Origin of the sequence: Streptococcus sp. HMSC066F01 (assembly GCF_001837335.1) — a bacterium.
GTDB lineage: Bacteria > Bacillota > Bacilli > Lactobacillales > Streptococcaceae > Streptococcus > Streptococcus oralis_S.
Map to the genome: position 1 here is coordinate 1 of NZ_KV832094.1, position 209 is coordinate 209.

The 209-nt window shown below is 40.7% G+C and carries 1 protein-coding gene; it reads right to left on the minus strand.

Annotated features, from left to right (window positions below):
• Window positions 1-209: hypothetical protein (locus HMPREF2655_RS03010; RefSeq protein ID WP_142352115.1), on the minus strand; the 209-nt coding region annotated here is incomplete at both ends.

Genomic DNA, 209 nt, shown 5'->3' on the forward strand with positions numbered 1-209 from the left:
GGTTTCACGTAAACTGGATTTGAACGGCGAATGGTACTTGGTTTGGTATCTGTCTTGGCATGCGCATCTTGGTTTGGTTGATTGTCATCACCATTCCACATGATGTTCCCTTGGTTTAGGAGACCAAATCCATTACTTTCCTGAAGGAGAGCCATGAATTCTTTACTTGATTGATTATTGCGGTATTGTTCTTTCAAACGAACCTTAAT